This is a genomic window from Lysobacter sp. 22409 (assembly GCF_052045105.1).
GTDB lineage: Bacteria > Pseudomonadota > Gammaproteobacteria > Xanthomonadales > Xanthomonadaceae > Lysobacter > Lysobacter antibioticus_B.
This window is the reverse complement of the sequence record NZ_JBQEOE010000112.1, coordinates 1-830: the sequence shown is the minus strand read 5'-3', so window position 1 is coordinate 830 and position 830 is coordinate 1. Positions and strand designations below refer to the sequence as shown.

General features: G+C 61.2%; 1 protein-coding gene. It reads right to left on the bottom strand.

What is annotated here, in order from left to right; all coding sequences use genetic code 11:
• A partial coding sequence (locus tag ACTJJK_RS23195) for a porin family protein (RefSeq protein ID WP_440731371.1) occupies positions 1-413 on the bottom strand: 413 nt, incomplete at its 3' end.
• Positions 414-830 lie beyond the last annotated feature (417 nt).

Below are 830 nucleotides of genomic sequence, written 5' to 3'. Positions count from 1 at the left end.
AAGTTGCCGTCCTTGCGGTCAGCCGGCGACAGCGGCGACGGGATGAAATATTCCTCTTCCGAACGCTGGTAGCCCAGGCCGGCCAGCAGGTACGGGTTCCAGTTGCGGCCGTCGGTGACGAAGTGGCGACGCAGGTCCAGCGAGATGCCGTACTGGCTCCAGTTGGCGTCCTGGTTGGCGTCGAACTTCGGGTTCTGGTAGTTCAGCTCACCGTCGAGCGACCAGTTCTTGCTCAGGAACTTGCCCAGGCCGATCGCGCCGAACGGAGCGTTGCGGGTGCCGCGGTCGTTGTCCTGGATGTTCATGCCGGCAGCGCCGGTCAGGTACCAGCGGTCGTCGAAATCTTGCGCACTGGCCGCCTGCGAAAAGGCCAAGCCCGCCAGCAGTGCGGTGCTCAACATACGGATCTTCATATCTAACTCCTTCAGATCGATCGGAACGGGGGGTGATCGGGACTGTTTGATCGGGACAGTCTTATGCGGCGCTGACTCCTGTGACAGAGACACGCTCAGCACTGGCAGGGCCGGCGCCGCGGTCACTGGCGGGGGCGATCATACACTGTCAACGCGTTTGTTAATACCACTTAACGTAGTTCAGCCCAGTGAAGCCAGGTTCGTTAATTAATGTTTTCGGCAGCAGGTATGCCCGCCCTCGCGCGGATGCGCCGACGAACGGTCGAGGTTTAGAAACAAACTGGGCCGCCGGTCGGATTTTCGGAAGCGGCCGAACATAAAAACGAAGCCCGGCACGAGGCCGGGCTTCGGGTGTTGCGGTGCAGGTTCCGAAGAACCCGCGGGTGTCGCTTAGTTCTGGACGTTCAGCTCGGTGCG